18 protein-coding genes are annotated in these 19,523 nt (G+C 45.5%); 4 read left to right on the top strand and 14 right to left on the bottom strand.

Features of this window, described 5'->3' with window-relative positions:
• Nucleotides 1-8: 8 nt before the first annotated feature.
• Complete coding sequence (locus QMA39_RS04075) at nt 9-353, bottom strand: DUF3889 domain-containing protein (RefSeq protein WP_051254601.1); 345 nt, start codon at nt 351-353, stop codon at nt 9-11.
• A gap of 333 nt (nt 354-686) precedes the next feature.
• Between QMA39_RS04075 and QMA39_RS04070 the strand changes: the two genes are divergently transcribed.
• On the top strand, nt 687-1,619 hold the full coding sequence (locus QMA39_RS04070; protein WP_206932730.1) for an exonuclease domain-containing protein: 933 nt from the start codon (nt 687-689) through the stop codon (nt 1,617-1,619).
• Here QMA39_RS04070 and QMA39_RS04065 read toward each other — a convergent pair.
• Nucleotides 1,608-2,135, bottom strand: coding sequence for a hypothetical protein (locus QMA39_RS04065; RefSeq protein ID WP_281658046.1), 528 nt, complete (start codon nt 2,133-2,135; stop codon nt 1,608-1,610). The two genes, QMA39_RS04070 and QMA39_RS04065, sit on opposite strands and share 12 nt — an antisense overlap.
• Nucleotides 2,136-2,204: 69 nt before the next feature.
• Here QMA39_RS04065 and QMA39_RS04060 point away from each other — a divergent pair, with 69 nt between their 5' ends.
• A complete protein-coding gene (locus tag QMA39_RS04060) occupies nt 2,205-3,059 on the top strand; it encodes an aminoglycoside 6-adenylyltransferase (RefSeq protein ID WP_281658045.1) in 855 nt (284 codons plus the stop codon).
• A gap of 70 nt (nt 3,060-3,129) precedes the next feature.
• Nucleotides 3,130-3,903: an LAGLIDADG family homing endonuclease gene (locus QMA39_RS04055; protein ID WP_281658044.1), complete on the top strand. Its 774-nt coding sequence runs from the start codon at nt 3,130-3,132 to the stop codon at nt 3,901-3,903.
• Between the two features lie 223 nt (nt 3,904-4,126).
• Here the strand turns inward: QMA39_RS04055 and QMA39_RS04050 are convergent, their stop codons facing one another.
• The 4 genes from QMA39_RS04050 to QMA39_RS04035 all read right to left on the bottom strand — a co-directional run bounded on the left by QMA39_RS04050 (nt 4,127) and on the right by QMA39_RS04035 (nt 8,789).
• Nucleotides 4,127-4,351 carry a hypothetical protein gene (locus QMA39_RS04050; RefSeq protein WP_281658043.1) on the bottom strand — a complete coding sequence of 75 codons (225 nt, stop codon included), beginning with the start codon at nt 4,349-4,351 and terminating at the stop codon, nt 4,127-4,129.
• A 299-nt stretch (nt 4,352-4,650) separates the two neighbouring features.
• Nucleotides 4,651-5,814: a glycosyltransferase family 1 protein gene (locus QMA39_RS04045; protein WP_281658042.1), complete on the bottom strand. Its 1,164-nt coding sequence runs from the start codon at nt 5,812-5,814 to the stop codon at nt 4,651-4,653.
• Nucleotides 5,815-5,827: 13 nt separating this feature from the next.
• The gene (locus QMA39_RS04040; RefSeq protein WP_206932720.1) at nt 5,828-6,976 is read right to left on the bottom strand and encodes an NAD-dependent epimerase/dehydratase family protein; all 1,149 of its coding nucleotides are present in this window, start codon (nt 6,974-6,976) and stop codon (nt 5,828-5,830) included.
• 313 nt (nt 6,977-7,289) lie between these two features.
• Entirely contained in the window at nt 7,290-8,789 is a 1,500-nt protein-coding gene (locus QMA39_RS04035) for an SPFH domain-containing protein (RefSeq protein ID WP_281658041.1), read from the bottom strand.
• A gap of 188 nt (nt 8,790-8,977) precedes the next feature.
• On the opposite strand from QMA39_RS04035, the gene QMA39_RS04030 reads away from it, so the two are divergent.
• On the top strand, nt 8,978-10,939 hold the full coding sequence (locus tag QMA39_RS04030; protein WP_281658040.1) for an AMP-binding protein: 1,962 nt from the start codon (nt 8,978-8,980) through the stop codon (nt 10,937-10,939).
• A gap of 39 nt (nt 10,940-10,978) precedes the next feature.
• Here the strand turns inward: QMA39_RS04030 and QMA39_RS04025 are convergent, their stop codons facing one another.
• The 8 genes from QMA39_RS04025 to QMA39_RS03990 form a co-directional block, all read right to left on the bottom strand.
• On the bottom strand, nt 10,979-12,508 hold the full coding sequence (locus tag QMA39_RS04025; protein ID WP_281658374.1) for an acyl-CoA carboxylase subunit beta: 1,530 nt from the start codon (nt 12,506-12,508) through the stop codon (nt 10,979-10,981).
• 16 nt (nt 12,509-12,524) lie between these two features.
• Nucleotides 12,525-13,307, bottom strand: coding sequence for an enoyl-CoA hydratase-related protein (locus QMA39_RS04020; RefSeq protein ID WP_281658039.1), 783 nt, complete (start codon nt 13,305-13,307; stop codon nt 12,525-12,527).
• A gap of 3 nt (nt 13,308-13,310) precedes the next feature.
• Nucleotides 13,311-14,219, bottom strand: a complete 909-nt coding sequence (locus QMA39_RS04015; RefSeq protein WP_281658038.1) for a hydroxymethylglutaryl-CoA lyase — start codon at nt 14,217-14,219, stop codon at nt 13,311-13,313.
• Between the two features lie 11 nt (nt 14,220-14,230).
• A complete protein-coding gene (locus QMA39_RS04010) occupies nt 14,231-14,446 on the bottom strand; it encodes an acetyl-CoA carboxylase biotin carboxyl carrier protein subunit (RefSeq protein WP_206932709.1) in 216 nt (71 codons plus the stop codon).
• Nucleotides 14,447-14,460: 14 nt separating this feature from the next.
• Nucleotides 14,461-15,816 (bottom strand): acetyl-CoA carboxylase biotin carboxylase subunit, encoded by a 1,356-nt coding sequence (locus tag QMA39_RS04005; protein WP_281658037.1) that lies wholly within the window; start codon nt 15,814-15,816, stop codon nt 14,461-14,463.
• A gap of 12 nt (nt 15,817-15,828) precedes the next feature.
• A complete protein-coding gene (locus QMA39_RS04000; RefSeq protein WP_281658036.1) occupies nt 15,829-17,469 on the bottom strand; it encodes an AMP-binding protein in 1,641 nt (546 codons plus the stop codon).
• Nucleotides 17,470-17,487: 18 nt separating this feature from the next.
• Complete coding sequence (locus QMA39_RS03995) at nt 17,488-18,630, bottom strand: acyl-CoA dehydrogenase (protein WP_281658035.1); 1,143 nt, start codon at nt 18,628-18,630, stop codon at nt 17,488-17,490.
• Between the two features lie 70 nt (nt 18,631-18,700).
• Nucleotides 18,701-19,330 (bottom strand): TetR/AcrR family transcriptional regulator, encoded by a 630-nt coding sequence (locus tag QMA39_RS03990; RefSeq protein ID WP_027954317.1) that lies wholly within the window; start codon nt 19,328-19,330, stop codon nt 18,701-18,703.
• Nucleotides 19,331-19,523: the final 193 nt, after the last annotated feature.

The raw sequence follows: 19,523 nt of genomic DNA, 5'->3' as shown, positions 1-19,523 counted from the left end.
GTGCTTTTTTACGGGGAAGAAGACGCTATGTCTTCAAACTGGACTTCAATCAATTGATCCTCTGCAGGATTGACCAGGACATACACGCGTACGTTCTTTTTTGTACCCGCTTGATCCATAGTAAATAGGAAGGTATACTGCTCCCGGTTATCAGCAATGGCTACTTTCCCCTGATAATCATAATTCACCAGGTCGTAATCCGGATAGTTCTTAGCCGTTTCCTCAACTGCAGCTTTCCCCCATTTGGCATAATCAGGCTGGGCAAACACGTGGTTGAAGGATACGGAAAGAAACAAAAGAGCCATAAGAAAGACTGCTCCTTTATAGAATGTCCTTTTTCCTCTATGCGTCATCATCATTCCTCCTTTATCCCCATTAGTTTTTATAGAATCCGCAAATATATGCGGGTGGATAAACAAAAGGTGCCCTTAGGATCAGGCACCTTTTTTCTATTTCATGTATTTGTCATCGTAAGCAATCAAGACAATGTTGTATTTCTCCTCCAGCTGTTTGATCTGCTGCAGCTGATCTGTGGGGAGGCGGGCGAAGTCGAAGGTCATTCATGCCACTCCTTTCCTTGTTATCATAAGCGGATCGTCGGTTCTCTATGCAGGCCGGATGGATTATATTAGACGAATCATCCGGAGCGTTTTATCATAAAGAAAGGAAGTGGAAAGGAGATTGCTATGAATTTTACAGCACTTGATTTTGAAACGGCTAATGCATCCAAAGGTTCGGTTTGTTCCATCGGGCTTGTGGAGTATGAAAACGGGCGGCTTGTAAGGGAATATTACCGTTTGGTGAAACCGAAAAAGAATTATTTTGCTCCCATAAATGTACGTGTGCACGGAATTACCAAGGAAGATGTCAAAGATGCCGAGGAATTTCATACGTTGTGGGAAAATGAAATTAAATCCATGGTGGAAGGAAAGCTTTTGATTGCTCATAATGCCCAGTTTGACATGGGGGTTCTAAGAGCCGTCCTTGATGAGTACAACCTTCCTTATCCTATGCTTGCCTACAACTGTACATTAAATATTTCAAGGAAGACGTGGCAGCTTCCTAAATACAATTTGAATCGAGTAGCGGATCATCTAGGCTTTTCATTTTCCCATCACCATGCTCTTGAAGATGCAAAAGCAGCGGCCCATATCTTCATGAAGGCAAAAGAAAAGCTGCAAGCGGCCGACTCTAAAGATCTCGTGGATAAATCAGGCACAACGAACGGGATGATGTATGAAGGTGGTTATGAACCGGCGCGGTTGAATAAAAAGCGGAGAGCACAGAAGCCGTCAGCTTCTTCTTTCACAGCAGCATCCGTAGAATTGGACCCTTCTCATCCTTTGTACAAGGCCTCGGTTTCCTTTACCGGCCGACTTTCCCATATGAAGAGGGAGGAAGCTGTTGAGAAGGTGATTCAGCACGGAGGGGTGTTTCATTATGATATTGAAGCGGCCACCAATTATGTGGTCGTTGGAACCAAAACGTATGAGCGTTACACGGCAGGAGAGAAAACGTCCAAATTGGAAAGAGCGGAAACACTGTTAAGCCAAGGAGCATCCATCGAAATTTTATCAGAAGCGGATTTTCTGAATTATGTAAGGCGTTCAACGGTTTGAACGCCTCTTTAATGGATATAGATGCTTGCTGTCTTTTAACCAAAGGGGGTGGACGGCTCTGGCTTTTTCAGGCAGAGATCCTAAATTAACTCCAGCAGCGTAATAGGACTGCCAGACAATTTTTGTACAGTACTGAACGTCATCAGGGCCATTCAAAGGGGTGTGAATACGATACAAAGCTTCAGGGTATCTCTGGTGTAGATATCCTGCAAATGCAGCAGAGCGCAGGCCTGTGTCTTTCTCATGCGCCCGATAGTGGGAAACTCTGCGGAATTTTCTTTTATAAACATCAGGTTCATCCTTGATCAAACCGGAAGGAATGGAATGAAGAACCTTTTTATCTGTCGTGACAATGCCTGCGTGGCCTACATATTTGGACTCCCGTTTTCCAATCGGGGAAAACAATACATCTCCTGGTAAGACCTCTGAAGGATCAAACGTGCAGGAATGGACTCTTTTAGGACGATAGAGAATAAAAAGAAAAATGCTAACAATCAAAACGAACATTTTTTTCATAAAGCACCACCTCATTCTTATCGTAAGCAATGGATGAAAGAATCACAACTATGGAAGAGGGGGTAAGAGATGCGCAAAGAACAGGAAATGTATGATTTACTTTTACATACGGCTGAGCAGGATGATCGGATACGAGCGGTGCTTTTAAATGGATCAAGGGTCAATAGGAATGCAGAAACAGAGCATGACGCTCTTCAGGATTACGACATTCAGTATATCGTGTCTGATTTTTCGTCCTTTATGAAGGATCACACATGGATTGATGTTTTCGGGGAGCGGCTGATCACGCAGATGCCTGATCATTATCCTTTATACGCGGAGGATGGAAGGAGGGGAAAGTTTGCTTATTTGATGCAGTTTACAGATGGGACAAGAATTGATTTGACTCTCGTTGACGTCCACGATCTGCCTGAGACTTTCGAGAGTTTAACAGAAGTTCTGCTCGACAAGGATGGGCGTCTTCCGGAAATTCCAGATCCGGACAACCGCGATTATATCGTTGAGAAACCTGCACATGAAGATGTCTATCGCTGCAGCAATGAATTCTGGTGGGTAAGCCTGTATGTGGCTAAAGGCTTGGAGCGGAAGCAGCTGCCCTATGCTAAAACGATGATGGAGGGTCCTGTGAGAAGGATGCTGCACCAAATGATGAGCTGGTACATTGGCTCAAAACATGACTTTTCGGTCTCTGTCGGCAGTGCCGGTAAATATTTTGAACGATTTCTGCCTGAAGAACTGTGGGTATTGTATCAAGCTACCTATACAGGAAGTGATTACAATGAAAATTGGGAGGCGCTCATCACAATCGCTGAGTTATTTCAATCACTCGAAAGCGAAGTATCCTTGAGCATTTCAGCTGAATCCTTTAACAGCAACGATGTATGCGCTTACCTAAAGGATTGGAAAAGGAGGTGTGGCATGTAAAAGTGCGAAAAAATGGATGCGGGAACAAATGTTCGGTATAATGATCTTAACTCGTATAAGGAGGTTGATCATGGTATCGAATGGATTGAATTCAAGGAGACGCCGGCTGACAAATGAAGAAATTGCAGAACGGTACAAAAATGGGGAGAGGACAGCTGTGATTGCAGGGGAGGCGGGTATTACTCCGGACGCCATTCGTCTCATTTTGAAAAAAATGAATGTTCCTATGCGTCCCCGTGGCAGCTGGAAACGTAAATATCACGTCAACGAGCATTACTTTAAAACCTGGTCGAACAATATGGCCTATATCCTTGGTTTCTTTGCTGCAGATGGGATGATACCAACTAATGGGCAGCAAATCAGCTTTTCTCAGAAAGATAGACACATACTCCATCTAATCAAACAAGAGTTAAGTTCTAATCATCCAATCATTTTAAATGAAACGACTGATGTCTTCATCCTAAATATAAACAGCAAGATTATAAAAGACGATCTTATACAAATTCATGGTTTCACACCGAAAAAAAGTATGAAAGTACAGATTCCCGAGATCCCGGAAAATTATAAATCACATTTTGTCAGGGGTTATTTCGATGGAGATGGGTGTGTATACAAAGATAAGAAGTTTATTAATATTGTGTGTGGATCGAAAGACTTTATTTATTCATTAAGCGATATGCTTGAAGAACAAGTTATTAGAAGTCAGGTAAAGACCTTTGAAACTTATTTCAGACTTTATGTTAGTGGTAAAAAAGATGTTCTAAATTTCTTCAATTGGATTTATGCCGATAAAGGGATATATATGGAAAGAAAGTACAGGACGTTCTTAAACTTGCTGAAGTAATTTTGGTTTTTGAAAAGGGAAGCACATATGGAGCCTCTCTTTTTTTATATAATTCTAGTAGACATAATATATATTATACTAAGCTAGTGTGAATTGTGTAATTTTGTCTCAAATATCAAGTTTACTCATGTTATTGAGACAAAACAAAATGAAACAGTATGATAGACATTCAGCATTCAGTGAAAACTCAAACAATACTGATTTGTCGCAGCACACATGATTATTACATACCATGAGCATTTTTCGATTGATTGATGAAATTTCGGATCGACGTAAAATCTTCCAGAATCTTATGAACATCCATCCGGTTTAACGGCACCAGCATTTGCTCATTGATGGTTAACACATGATTTGTATCATTTCTGTGTTTTTCCAAATATTCATTTAGATGAATCAATTGATCTTCACTAAGTATTGAATTTGTTTGAAAATGCTTAATCTGCTGCATATCAAACTGATTCGTTTCCTTTATATAAGCGCCTGATACCAATTCTCTGCCATTTCATTTTCATTGAATCATCTCCTTTATTTGAATATGATTTTGTATTAGTTTGACCTCCCTTTGATTTGTTATGTGTTATGGATGGTTTGTTTTTATACATATATTGGAGTTGCTACTAAGTAATAAGTAAGAATATTATGATAAAGTGTAAAATGTGCCTCTTTTTCGGGTCTAGAACGTATGTTCTCATTGTGCTCCGATTTAATTATTTGGGTTGAAACTTCATAAAAAAAGCCACAGAGTCATTACTCTGTGACCTTTACTTTCGATTTTTTCGGTGTTTGAGCTGTACTTTCCTCATACACGCGAAGCGTTGTGTAGTAATAGTCCAAAATCTGCTCAGAAGGTTTCTGCCAGCTGTGTTTCTCAGCTTCCTTCCTGGCGTTTTTACAAAGGTCGGCATAAAGGGAGGTTTCTTCCAAACGGTTGATGGCGTCAATCATGCTTTCTGTATTCTCGTTTTCAAATAAAAGCCCTGTTCGGCCATCTTCCACCTGCTCCATTGTCGGACCACTTTTGGCTGCTATGACGGGTAAACCTGATGCCATAGCCTCCAATATAACAAGACCCAGTGTTTCGGTCACAGATGGGAAAATAAGCGCGTCTGAAGAAGAAAAAGCCTCAGCCAGTTCATCTCCATGCAGCAGACCTGTAAACACGGTGTTTGTCCCTTTAAAGGCCTCTTCGAGTTCTCCTTTGACCGGGCCATCTCCCACAATCGCAAGAGATATGTCTTCCCGTTCGTCCAGCAGCGGCCTGATTTTATGGATTTCCTTCTCAGGCGCCAATCTTCCGACGAACACGAGCAGCTTATTTTCTGGTTTACCGTTGGATAAACGACTGCGCATCGTCTCGGTCCGGTGTCTGGGATGATAATGATCCACAGCTACACCTCTGTCCCATACGCTGACGTTATGGAAGTTTTTATCATCCAACTCCGTTTTAATCGCCTGTGATGTACATAAGTTGACATGGGCGTAGTTATGAAGCTTTCTGAAGTACCACCATACAAGTGGTTTAAATGGATAAAGCCTGTAATAGTCCAGGTATTTCGGCACATGTGTGTGGTATGAAGCAATTAACGGGTAATTCAGCTTATCCGCATAGTACACACCAGAAACTCCGACAAGGGCTGGGTTGACCACGTGAACGAGGTCGGGATTATGCTTTTGCAGCAGATCCTTCACCCGTTTTTGTGGCAGGCTGAATTCCTTAGACCTGTAAAAAGGCAGTTTTGTCGGCTTTACCCCTTCGACAATCGCTCCTTTGTATTCCTTCACACCAAGATCTGGAGCAATGACAACCACTTCATGATCCTGATTGAGGAGATACGTAATGGCTTCCTTCAGTCTTGTAACTACTCCATCTGTTGATGGCAGGAAAGTTTCTGTAATGATGGCGATTTTCAAAGCGGAAAACTCCTTACTTCCAGGTAATTGATGGCAGAACATTCTCCTGGATAATACGATCTTTGTTTTCAACAGCTGTGCGGAGAATATCCCGGATCACATCGTCTGTCAGCAGATGAGGCTCCAGACCAAGGTCACGGAGTTTCGTATTGACCGCATTATAATAATGGTCTTCGTTCTCAATACGAGGATTTTCAATCTTCTTCACTTCTGTTTGAAGACCTTCCTCCTTCGCAATCTTATGAACTCTTTCAGCCAGCTCCTGAACGGAGAACCATTCTGTAAACTGGTTGAATACACGGAATTCCCCTTTATCTGCCGGGTTTTCCGCGGCGATTTCCACACAGCGTACCGTATCTTCAATGTTTAGGAACGCACGTGTCTGTCCGCCTGAACCATACACCGTAATATCATGCCCGATTGCTGCCTGATTGATGAAGCGGTTCAGAGCCGTTCCGAACACACCGTCATAGTCCACACGGTTCACAAGCACCGGGTCCATTCGTGTCTCTTCGGTATGTAAACCATAAACGATGCCCTGGTTTAGATCTGTTGCACGGATACCCCAGATTTTGCAGGCGAACGTAATGTTATGGCTGTCATGCACTTTGGATAAGTGATAGAAAGAGCCCGGCTGCTTAGGGTACGGAAGCGTGTCTTTTCTTCCTTTATGTTCAATTTCAATATATCCTTCTTCAATATCAATGTTGGGTGTGCCGTATTCGCCCATCGTGCCCAGTTTGATCAAATGGCATTCCGGTGCGAAATCCTTGATGGCATAAAGAACGTTCAAGTTCCCCATGACGTTATTCGTCTGCGTGTACACCGCATGCTCACGGTCAATCATGGAATAAGGAGCAGAACGCTGCTCGGCAAAGTGAACGAACGCCTCAGGCTCAACCTGACGGAAAACTTCACTAAGGAAATCATAGTGGTTGAGATCGCCGATAAAGGTTTTAATCTCTTTCCCTGATACTTCTTTCCATTTTGCCACCCGCTCTTCAAGTGTGGCAATGGGTGTTACTGAATTGGAGCGAAGCTCGTCATCATACTTTCTGCGTACTAAATTGTCTACGATGGTTACATCATGACCCTGCTTGGATAGGTACAGGGCAGTCGGCCATCCGCAGAAACCATCTCCCCCTGCTACAATAATTCTCATAATCTACCTCCTAGTTACATCTTGCATACTCGTATTCTCTTTTATAGAGTAACACTTTTGACTAATGTTCGAAAACTGGAAAGATTCCACCAACCCGGCGCGCCCTTCCTATTCAGTCATGGTCTCTACGTTTTTGACTTTACCATTAATTCAATTTTGAAACAATTAATTCTTTGTAAACTCCATAAACACTCAGAAGAAAACGAAATATGTCGGACTTTGAGACCTAAATGAGATTTTACCCACGATAACATATGTTTAAACCTTAAATGATAAAAAAGGCGGGAAGCATCATCCGCTCCCCGCTGTTTCATCATTCTTCTTTCTCTTTGTTTTCCTCAGGTTTGTCTCCTGCTGATTCTTCATCCTCATCAGTCGATTCAGCCGCTGCTGCCGCTTCCTCTGCTCCCTTTTTATCCTCAGAAGCAAAACCGTTGACGGTTCCTCTGGAAACATAGCTTTCAAGCATCGCTTTCAAATCCATGCCTGTCGTTTCCTTCAAGGACTCCTGAATCCCAAGCATAGTCGACGTTACATTACCTGCGACTTTTGATGAACCTCCCTTGGAGTCTGCACCACCCATATCAATCACTTTCATGTCTTTGATCTGACTGATCGGCGCGGACACTTTCTCTGCATATTCAGGAAGAACCTTAATCAGCATTTCCATAATCGCCGCTTCACCGTAGTGTTCCATCGCTTTGGCCATACGTTCTTTCGATTCTGCTTCCGCTATACCGCGCTGACGGATAACTTCGGCGTCAGACTCCCCTTTGATCCGCTCATTATCTGCTTCTGCCTGGGCCCGTTTCGTGACTTCATAAGCTTCAGCATCAGCAATGGATCGTCGCCGCTTGTTTTCTTCTTCTTCAAGCTCCACAGCCCGCTGCTTTTCAATATACTGAACTTTCAATTCCTCTTCCTTAATCTGCTGGGCAAGCTTCTGGCGTTCCAGTTCACCAGCCTGGTCGGCATTCGCTTTAGCGCGGTTTGTTTCTGTCTGGAATTCCGCTTCCTTAATATCTTTTTCTTTAGTGGAAGATGCAACAGCTGTCAGGCGTCGGTTTTCCTCATCCTGCGCTTCCTGATCGTTCTTAGCCTGATAAATACGTGTTTCCTTCGTCGCATCCGATTCAGCCATATTCGCTTTTTTCTGTACTTCAGCAATATGAGGACGCCCAAGCGCATCTATGTAGCCGTTCTCGGTGTCTACATCTTCCACATCATTCAAAGCAAAGGACGTGATCTCAAAGCCCATGCCCTTCAAGTCCGCTTCTGCAATCCGCTTCACCTGCGTATTCACTTCTTTAAAGTCGTTGTAAATCTTCTCGATCGGTAAGGAGGCGATGATGGACCTCAGATGTCCATTCAGTACATCCTTCAGTTCTGATTCCCGCTCCTTCTGCTTCTTCCCGAGAAACTTCTCAGCAAAGTTTGCCATAATCTCAAGCTCACTGCCGATACTGATAACGGCTGTGCTGGCTACGCGTACCGGAATCCCTTCCTTTGTGTAGGCTTTCTCAGAATTGACCTGCAGTTGAAAGGACGTTAAATCAATCGGTGTTGCCGTCTGGAACATGCGGAGGCGATACCCGCCGCCTCGAATGATTTTAACGGACCTTCCGTTATCATCTTCAAACACGTTCTTTTCCTGTTCCGGATCTCCAAGCTTCGGCCCCGTTACAATCAAGGCTTCGTTGGAACTTGCCGTTTTATAACGCAGACGGAAAATGATAAAGGTTACAATTCCGCCGATGATTAAGACAGCACCAAGCACTCCCAGAATAATAACCGTTAAAGCTCCCTCGAACATACCATCCACTCCTTCCATTAGTCCCTCGCAAAAAGAAGGGCTGTCTAGCATATCGAAAAACCCCCTCCCTTCGTTTCAGATTTTCTGGATTTTTTTATAAAGTTTGTGAAATCTGTACATTTATAGTTTGTGAAAACGCTTTATTATATAATGGATACAAGTCTTTCCTGAATGAGGAGGAAGTTTCTATGCGTACATATCCAAATGTATGGAATCCGACACAAAAGCAGAAAGAATCCACCCGTTTGTTTCAGTGGATGAAAAAATCAGGCTTTACGGATTATGATTCCTTTCATAAAGCCACAACAGACCAGGTGGAATGGATGTGGGAGGAAGCATGCCGGGAACTCGGTATCGAATGGTCTGTTCCCTGCAAAAAGACTCTTGATCTGTCCCGGGGCCTCCCTTATCCCCAATGGTTTGTCGGAGGAGAAATCAACGCCGCTCATAATGCTCTCGACAAATGGGCGGAAGACCCAGAGCATAGAAATAGAACGGCCCTGTTCTGGGAAGGAGATCGTGGCGATTCCTCCTCCTATTCTTTTATAGAACTTCAGGAAGCTGTCGATCAGACCGCACACGGATTCAAGCGCTATGGTATAGCGGAAGGGGAAATTGTGACGATTTATATGCCGATGATTCCGGAAACCCTGATCAGTATGCTTGCCCTTTCTAAAGTCGGTGCTGTTTTTTCCCCTGCGTTCTCCGGATATAAAGCAGATGCCGTAGCAAAAAGAATCCAGGCTTCAAGAGCAAAAGCCATGGTAACGGTCGATAGCTTCTACCGGCGTGGGAAAACCATTCAAATGAAGGATCAGGCAGATGCAGCAGCAGAGCAGTGCCCCTCTCTGGAACATGTCTTTGTCGTAGAACGCTCCGGTACGGATATCCAGTGGCATGAGCCGCGGGACGTTGCCTGGTCTTCGCTGCAGAAAAAATCGGGTCCTTTCTCTTCAGCCGCTACAAAAGCCGAAGACCCCTTCATGTTGATTTACACGTCAGGTACGACAGGTAAACCGAAAGGAGCGGTTCATACACATGCGGGTTTTCCGATAAAAGCTGCTTTTGATGCGGGAATCTGTATGGACGTTACCAAAGAGGATACCTTGTTCTGGTACACCGATATGGGATGGATGATGGGGCCCTTCCTCGTATACGGTGGTCTTATAAACGGTGCCTCGATCGTCATGTTTGAAGGCACACCGGATTATCCCAGACCTGACCGCTTATGGGAGATTGTCGACACGTATAACGTGACACACCTCGGTCTTTCTCCAACGCTTGTACGCACATCGATGAAGCACGGGCCTGAATGGCTGCATCGTCACTCTCTTGCCTCCTTGAAACTAATTGCATCCACAGGAGAGCCATGGAATGAAGAACCATGGAACTGGCTGTTTGAACATGCAGGTCATAAACAGGTGCCGATCTTTAATTATTCAGGAGGGACAGAAATATCCGGCGGCATTCTTGGAAATATCCTGATCAAGCCGATCCAGCCGGTCACTTTCAATGCTGCCCTGCCTGGTATGGACGCTGTTGTATTGAATAATCAAGGAAATCGCGTGATGAATGAAGTGGGTGAATTGGCGATTCGTAAGCCATGGGTAGGCATGACCAACAGCTTTTTTGAAGATGACGAACGATACGAAGAGGCATACTGGAGCCGCTTTACGGATACTTGGGTGCACGGAGACTGGGTGGTAGAAAATGAAGAAGGCTATTTTACAATTACCGGTCGCTCTGATGATGTATTGAATGTAGCGGGCAAACGGCTGGGTCCTGCGGAAGTGGAAACGGTACTTGTGGACCATCCCCGGGTTTTGGAAGCCGGGGTCATCGGTATCCCTCATGAAACCAAAGGGGAAGAACCGGTCGCTTTTGTAGTGGTTAACGATGAGCTGGTGGAACAGGCGTCTCTGATTGAAGAGTTGAAAAAGCATCTGCATCAGAAGCTTGGAAAAGCTTTGTCACCGGACATCATCCACCTGGTAGCGGACCTTCCTAAAACGAGAAATGCTAAAGTGATGCGGCGTGCGGTTAAGTCTGCCTATTTAAACCAGCCCACAGGAGATTTGAGTGCCCTTGAAAACCCTGAGAGTATACAGAAAATCTCTGACCTTGGCAAAAAAGCCGGTGCAGAATCATGAGAAACGCCTGGATCTCAGAAAAGATCCAGGCGTTCGTTTTCAAACCGGGTAGACCCCGTGCTTTCGGTCTGTAAATTGGACATCTTTACGTGTGTAAGCTTCATAGCGTGTGCTCAATTCGTGACGGAGGCGGCCGGGTTTCACGACAGCATCGACGACCATTTCTGAAGCCAGCCGGTAAATATCGATGTTTTCTTTATACTCCTCCTGCTTTTCTTTAATGAAGGCAGGACGCTCTTCTTCCGGAAGGGCAGCAATTTTGTTGGCATAGACAGCATTCACAGCCGCTTCTGGTCCCATAACCGCAATTTGTGCTGTTGGCAGAGCAAGACAAGCGTCCGGTTCAAAAGCGGGGCCTGCCATGGCATACAACCCTGCGCCATACGCCTTTCTGACAATGACAGAGATTTTAGGAACCGTCGCTTCACTCATGGCGGCCAGCATTTTTGCCCCATGCCGGATAATTCCCGCCCGTTCCACTTTCGTCCCAATCATGAAGCCCGGGATATCGGCGAGAAACAACAGAGGAATATTAAAGGCATCACACAATTGAATGAACTTGGCGGCTTTATCTGCCGAATCCGGAAATAAGACGCCTCCCTTGGCCCTTGGCTGGTTGGCAATGATGCCGACAGATTTTCCGTTGATTCTGGAGAGTCCTGTAATCAGTTCCGGTGCAAACTTCTTCTTAATTTCACAAAAGGAGTCCTCATCAATAATCCGGTCGATGAACTGATACATATCAAAAGGAGCATTCTGGTTGTCAGGTATCAATTCTTCGATCGTTTTTTCGAACGCCTGCGGTTCTCTTGCTTCCCTTGTTTTCGGACGCTCCTGATAAGAACTTGGAAAGTAGCTCAAATAGTTCCTGGCAAACCATAAAGCTTCCTTTTCATCTGATGCCAGCACATCTCCACATCCTGATACAGAGCAGTGCATGGAAGCCCCACCCATCTCCTCCAGGGAGACCTTCTCCCCGATTACCTTTTCTGCCATCCTCGGAGAACCAAGATACATGGAGGCATTGCCGTCGACCATAACGACAATGTCACAGAATGCTGGAATATAAGCCCCTCCTGCAGCAGATGGTCCGAATAACAGACAGACTTGTGGAACTCGTCCGGATAATTTGATTTGATTGTGGAAAATACGCCCCGCTCCGCGCCGGTTCGGAAACATATCGACTTGATCGGTGATTCTTGCCCCGGCTGAATCGACCAGATAAAGCATTGGAGCATTGATTTTCAGAGCGGTTTCCTGAATGCGTATGATTTTTTCCACCGTTCTCGCACCCCAGGAACCAGCTTTGACTGTAGAGTCATTGGCCATCACACAAACGGTTTCACCGTTAATTTTTCCGATTCCTGTAACGACCCCGTCTGCGGGAAGTCCTTCTGATTGACAATTGGCAAAAAAAGCGTCCTCGATATCTATATCTTCATCAAACAATAGCTGGAGGCGGTCACGAACAAACATTTTTCCTTTTTCTGCGTTCTTTTCATGATATTTTTCTGCGCCGCCCCTGGCGATTTTCTTTACCCGTTCTTCAAACGTCTGCTGATCTGACATCGTTTTTTCCACGTGCTCACTCTCCTTTGTATTCCGGTCTGCGTTTTTCCTTAAAAGCGTTCAGCCCCTCGGTTCGGTCTGTCGTCGGGATGGTCGACTTATACGCTGCGTGTTCAATTTCAAGGCCTTCCTCCAGTGGCATGTCAAACCCGGTATCCATCGCTTTCTTGGCAGCCTTAACAGCTAAAGGGCCGTTTCTTGCTATACAGGCAGCCAAATCCTGTGCTTCTTCCATAAGCATCTGCGGTTCATACATATATTCAACGAGACCCATCTGGAATGCTTTGGCTGCTTCTACAGGTTTGGCTGTATAAATCATTGATTTTGCCCGCCCCGGACCGATAAGCCTGGAAAGTCTCTGGGTACCGCCTGCCCCTGGAATGATCGCGAGTGATGTTTCGGTGAGCCCCACTTTCGCTGAAGAACTCATCATACGTAAATCACAGGCCAAAGCAAGTTCAAGCCCGCCCCCGAAAGCCGCTCCATTGATGAGAGCAATCGTAGGAACATTGACTTTTTCCCATTTACGAAGAGTATCCCCGATCTTCCGCACAGTTTTGACGACTTCCTCGTCAGACATTCCGGCCCTTTCCTTTAAATCCGCTCCCGCACAAAACGCCTTGTTTCCTTCTCCTGTAAGTAAGACGACCCGGATATCGGAGCGGGATTGGATATGGTCGATTTTTTCAGACAGCTCATCTAAAAGCGCATGTGAAAGAGCATTGGCCGCATCGGGTCGATTTAATGTAAGCTGACAGACGTGGGCCGCCGGTTCTTCCATACGGATGAGTTCGTTCATGACTTACACCCTTTCCTTATTCAGGATCTGCATGCCGTGACTGGGAAGCGGTTTTCCAAGTACGCGCTGCATGTAATCCGCTGCTTTTTTGAGAGCGGCTTCATCTATTCCTGTGTGAATCCCCATCTTGTGGAGCATATGAACAAGATCATCTGTTGCGAGGTTTCCTGTGGCTCCGTCCGCATAAGGGCAGCCGCCAAGACCGCCGAGAGACGCATCGAAGGTGGTGATTCCATGCTGCATGGATACCACGATGTTCGCCAGCGCCATTCCTCTCGTGTTATGAAAGTGCATCGCCATGTTTTCCAATGAGAGATGCTTTTTCCAATAGACGAGCGCTTCGTCCACCTGCTTGGGATCCGCTGTCCCGAGAGTGTCTCCCATGGACAACTCATCAATGCCCATGCGTAACAAGCGGTCACTTATCCGAAGGACCTGGTCCTGTGATGTTTTCCCGTCATATGGACACTCGAAGACTGTAGACACATAGCCCCGCACCTGTTTCCCTTCACGTTTGGCTGTCTGTACAACGTTTTGCAGCACCGGGAACGTTTCATGGATCGTTTTATTAATGTTCTTTAGGTTATGTGTTTCACTGGCGGACATGAATACGGCGACTTCATCAACATCTGCCGTTAAAGCAGCCTCCAGACCTTTTTGATTCGGAACGAGGGCGGCATACGTAACCGCTGGTTTCCGTTCTATGGATGCGGCGACCTGGGCAGCATCCTTCAATTGCGGGATCCATTTCGGATGTACGAACGAACTGATTTCTATGGAAGACAATCCGGTTTCAGATAACAGATTGATCCAAGTGACTTTATTTTCGGTTGGGATTTCCTTTGCTTCGTTCTGAAGACCATCTCTTGGTCCGACTTCCTTTATCGTTACATGATCAGGCAGGTTCAGCATACCATCCGCTCCTATGCTTCAATAATGGCTATAACATCGCCTTCGTTGACAAAGTCCCCTTCGCTTACTTTCAGCTCTTTGATGGTACCAGACGTTTCCGCGGAGATGGGGATTTCCATTTTCATCGATTCAAGGATAACGACATCCTCCCCATCATTGATCTTAGACCCTTCTTCTGCTGTGATTTTCCATACACTTCCTGCCATAGATGCTTTTACTTCAAACATGTGTAGTCCTCCTTTTAGTGGTTGGTTAGAGTAGGTAGATAATAGTTTTGAATGAAGCTTGTTGTTGTATCTCCTTCACGGAACTTGTCATGGGTGATGATGCGTTTTAACATCGTCAGGTTGCATTTGATTCCGTCGATTTCATAGGCATGGAGAGCTTTGGCAAGCCGTTCGGAAGCCTGGTTTCGATCACCACCATGAACGACTAATTTAGCAATCATCGGATCATAGAATGGAGTGACCTCTGATCCGCTTTCCACGGCCAGTTCGTGCCTGATTCCAGGCCCTTCCGGAAGCACAAGGTTGGAAAGCGTCCCCGGTGATGGATAAAACGTATTCGGATCCTCGGCATAGATCCGTACTTCAATCGCGTGTCCGTTTATCTGCAGATCATCCTGATGAAGCTCAAGTTTGTCACCAGCGGCTATTTTCAGCTGCTGTTCCACAATATCCACACCTGATATTTCCTCTGTTACTGGGTGTTCCACCTGCAGACGGGTGTTCATTTCAAGGAAATAATAGTTCTCATTCCGGTCCACAAGAAATTCGATCGTTCCCGCATTGGTGTATTGCAGACTTTCCACAGCCTTGATGGCACTGTCTCCCATTTCCTGACGTGTTTTTTCTGAAAGGAACGGTGAAGGAGCTTCCTCTACAACTTTCTGATGCCTTCTTTGAATGGAGCATTCCCGTTCAAACAAATGAACAGCATGGCCGTGGTGATCCGCAAGAACCTGAATTTCGATGTGCCGCGGCTCTTCGATTAACTTTTCAATGAACATTTTTCCGTCTCCGAAAAATGCTTTGGCCCGTTTGGAATTTCCTTCGAAGGCTTTTTCCAGCTCCTCATCGGAATGGACGGCCTGCATACCGATTCCGCCTCCGCCGGCAGCTGCCTTCAACATGACCGGATATCCGAACGTTTGAGCTGCTGCTTTCGCTGCTTCTACAGATGTCACTGCTTCTTCGGTACCTGGGACGACAGGCACACCGGCCTGTTTCATTTCGGCACGCGCAGCAATTTTGTCTCCCATTTTCGCGATGACATCTCCCTCAGGTCCAATAAATGTGAGGCCTGCTTCCTTTACTCGTTGTGCAAACGGCGCATTTTCACTTAACAACCCGTATCCCGGATGAACCGCTTCAGCCCCGGATTTCAAAGCCGCCTCCAAAATCTTATCGATGTTCAAATAAGACTCATTGACCCTGGGTTTTCCGATCAAATAACTTTCGTCCGCCATTTTTACAAAAGGAGCCTGTTGATCGGCTTCAGAATAAACAGCAACGGTTGAGATCTGCATCCGCTGGCATGTACGTATGATCCGGGCGGCAATTTCCCCCCGGTTGGCAATCAATATTTTTTTGAACATCCAATCCCTCCCTTATTTTCCTGTCTGCAATAGATCAAGGGCATTTTCCCTCAATCTGAATTTCTGGATTTTTCCGCTGGCAGTCATCGGGTATTCCTGCGTAAATAAGATATAACGCGGGATTTTATGTTTGGAAATCCGGCCTTCACAAAATTCTTTGATATCGCTTTCATTTATTTGCGTATTTTCTTTTGGAATGATCCAGGCCATAATCTCTTCCCCGTACGTTTCATCCGGTACACCGACGACCTGGACATCCTGGACATCGGGATGCTGATACAGAAATTCTTCGATTTCCCTTGGATACACATTTTCTCCGCCGCGGATAATCATGTCTTTCATCCTTCCGGTTATTTCAATATAGCCCTCTTTATCCCTGACAGCGAGATCCCCGGTATGGAGCCATCCATCGGGATCTATGGCTGCGCTTGTCGCTTCCTCGTTTTTGTAATAGCCTTCCATCACAAGATAGCCCCGCGTACAAAGCTCTCCTGGTATCCCCGGATCCACTTCTTCACCCGTAGCCGGTTCAATGATTTTCACTTCTACATTAGGGTGGGTACGGCCGACACTGCTTACCCGCAGGTGGACAGGATCATGAACATTGGTCTGGGTGATGACTGGGGAGGACTCGGTCTGCCCGTAAGCAATCGTAATTTCCTCCGCCCCCATTTTATGAATGACATTTTTCATGACTTCCATCGGGCATGTCGAACCCGCCATAATACCGGTGCGGAGAGTCGTAGGTTTTAAGTCTTCGAATTCTGGGTGATTGAGTTCTGCGATAAACATCGTCGGGACCCCATGCAGGGCTGTGCATGCCTCATCCTTTACAGCCTGCAGGACCTTTTTCGGTTCAAACTGTTCTAAAATGACCATTGCCGCGCCTTTGGATACCGCAGCAAGCGTGCCCAGGACACATCCGAAGCAGTGGAAAAACGGTACAGGAATGCATAAACGATCCTGATGCGTTAGATTCATGCTGCCGGCCACCTGGTTTCCATTGTTCACAATATTATAATGAGAAAGCATGACGCCTTTAGGAAAGCCGGTCGTGCCAGAGGTGTACTGCATGTTGATGACATCTGTGGACGTCAGCGACTGTTTTCTTGTTTCAAGCTCCTCATCCTGAATGGTCATCCCCATATCGACAACGTCCTGCCAGGAATAGCACCCTTTATGCGGAGTATTACTCAGAACAACAACGTTCTTTAAAAAGGGAAGCCGTTCACTCTGCAGGCTGCCTTTTTCTGAGTATTCCAGTTCCGGACAGATTTCCTTCAAAATGTTCATATAGGAGGCTCCGCGGAAGTCCTCAGCAAGAATGAGCGTAGAGGCATCCGACTGTTTCAGCAAATATTCAAGCTCCTGCGCGCGGTAGTTCGTATTTACGGTAACGAGCACACCGCCCATTTTCCCTGAAGCAAACTGCGTGATCAGCCACTCCGGCTTATTATCAGACCAAACAGCCAGATGATCGCCTTTTTCTATCCCTAAAGCCATCAGTCCCTTTGCGGCTGCATCAGCTTCTTCATTAAACGCCGCATACGTTTTGCGAATCCCTTTTTCCGGATACACATAAGCTTCCTGATCTGGATAAAGCGAAGCCTTTTCCTCCAACAGCTGTCCGACTGTTTGTTCGAGTAGTGTCATTCTCTCATCCTCCTTCAATTAACATCCCAGCTGGCGTGCGATGACCATACGCTGAATTTCAGATGTTCCTTCTCCTATTTCAAGAAGCTTAGCGTCTCTTAGAAAACGTTCGACTTCATATTCCCTCATGTATCCATACCCGCCGTGGATTTGAATGGCTTGATTGGATGAACGGAACGCTGTTTCAGAGGCGAAAAGTTTCGCATATGCGGATTCCTTCGTGAAATCCTTTTTCTGATCCTTTAACCAAGCGGCTTTTAACACCATGTTTCTTGCAAGCTCCACTTCCATGGCCATATCGGCCAGTTTAAATTGAATGGCTTGAAATTTTGATATGGACTGCCCGAACTGCTTCCGTTCCTTCGCGTAGGCAAGGGCTTTATCCAAAGATGCCTGAGCAATTCCGACAGCAAGGGCAGCAATGGATATACGGCCGCCATCCAATGTATACAAAAACTGATGAAACCCTTTGGAAGGATCACCGAGGATGTTTTCCTTCGGTACTTTCACATCTTCCAATATGATTTCTGAAGTATTGGAACCGCGGACGCCCATTTTTTCGTAAGGGCTGGTAATTTTCATTCCTTTGGTGTCTTTGGGAATGATAAACGCGGAAATGATGTTTTTCCCGTCCTCACGCTTTCCCGATACTGCCGTAACCGTAATGGACTTGGCATACTCCGCATTGGTAATCCAGCATTTCTCTCCATTGATCACATAATGATCCCCCACTAATTCAGCGCGTGTTTTCGTACCGCCGGCATCCGAACCTGCATTTGGCTCTGTTAAACCAAATGAAGCAAGTCCTTCTCCTTTAGCAAGCGGGATAAGATATTCTTGTTTCTGCTCTTCGGTGCCGAAATAATAGATGGGACTTGCTCCAAGAGATACCGCTGCAGCATAACTCAACCCTGTCGATCCGCATACACGTCCGATTTCCTCAACAGCCAAAGCGTACGTAACCGTATCTCCGCCGGATCCGCCGTACTCCTCAGGAAATGGAATGCCAAGCAGACCGAGTCTCCCCATCTCATCGAAAATGTCCTTCGGAAACTCCGCATTTCGATCAATATCCACCGCTCTTGGTGCAATAACGTCATTCGCAAAATCCCGCACCATTTTCCGTGTCATTTCCTGTTCCTTCGTCAGTTCAAAGTTCATTTTACTCCCCCTTGCTGAAGTTATAGACCGACTGGTTGGTCTGTAAAGCACACAAAAAGAATGAAAGCGTTTACTTAACATCGTAAAAAAAAGGGACTTTATTCATATGACGCATGAGCTGCTCGCTGCTTCCGGGCAGTAAAAAATGAAGGATCAAATCAATATACACTTCCGCAATTTCATCAATGGAATACCTTCCATCCTGCTGATACCACTTGTAAATCCAATTGACCATCCCTAAGACAGCCATAGCGGTTACCTCAAGAGGAAGTTCTTTTCTAAAATCACCACCCGCCTGACCTTCATGAATAATCCCGAAAATGATGTCTTTAAATTCATCCCTTTTCTTTTTGATTTTCTCCTCGTACGCAGGCTTTAAGTAGGTGCTTTCCTGATAGAATACAGAAATATGTGGTTTGTATAAATCAAAGACTTTTACAAAAGAATGGATGACAGCCTGTATTTTGGCTGTTGGTGAGGTGTGAATCACGTTGGCTGCTCCAGCCTCTTTCAATACGTATGTAATAAAGGTGTCATGAATCACAAATAAAAGTTCATCCTTGGATTGAAAGTGGTGGTAAAAGCCTCCTTTGGATGTCCCCGAGGCTGCTACAATCTGGTTAACCGTCACGCCGTGAAAGCCGTGCTCATCAAATAACTGCAGAGAAGTTTCGAGAATGGTGCTGCGTAAGCGGCTCATACATCATCTCCCTTCAACTGAATATACCTTCATTTTATCATAGTATTTTGAAAATACAATCATATCCAAATTCTTTCCTGTGCCAAAAACGTGAATCCTTTTGACTTTCCGGTTTTTTCTTATTGATGTTTTTTTTGTTTTATATATCGGAGTTGCTACTAAGTTTGAATAAAGAACGCGGAAGGTTCATGAG

The sequence above is a fragment of the Halobacillus sp. Cin3 genome (assembly GCF_947311855.1).
GTDB lineage: Bacteria > Bacillota > Bacilli > Bacillales > Halobacillaceae > Halobacillus > Halobacillus kuroshimensis.
This window is presented reverse-complemented; position numbering and strand designations above follow the sequence as displayed.